The following is a 208-nucleotide window of genomic DNA, read 5'->3' as shown; positions in this document are numbered from 1 at the left end:
TTAATCGTGTTATTGATCATATGGTTGATAGTCAGTACCTAATTCCGCAACGTAAAGTGGAGGAGGGGAGTGAGCCAGAGTATTGGCTTACTCGCGCTTACCAGTATTCATTTAAGGAAGGCGCGAAATTTCTGTTTGATAGATTCCGAATTCTTAAGCAAGAGCTTGATAGCCAGAGTGAGATAGATGGAATTCTGTCCAGTAATAA

General features: G+C 40.9%; 1 protein-coding gene. It reads left to right on the top strand.

What is annotated here, in order from left to right; all coding sequences use genetic code 11:
• Positions 1-208 (top strand): hypothetical protein (locus tag MRS74_RS23920; protein ID WP_254582774.1); only part of this gene is annotated, 208 nt, incomplete at both ends.

The sequence above is a fragment of the Marinobacterium sedimentorum genome, assembly GCF_024267675.1.
Taxonomy (GTDB): Bacteria; Pseudomonadota; Gammaproteobacteria; order Pseudomonadales; family Balneatricaceae; genus Marinobacterium_A; species Marinobacterium_A sedimentorum.
This window is presented reverse-complemented; position numbering and strand designations above follow the sequence as displayed.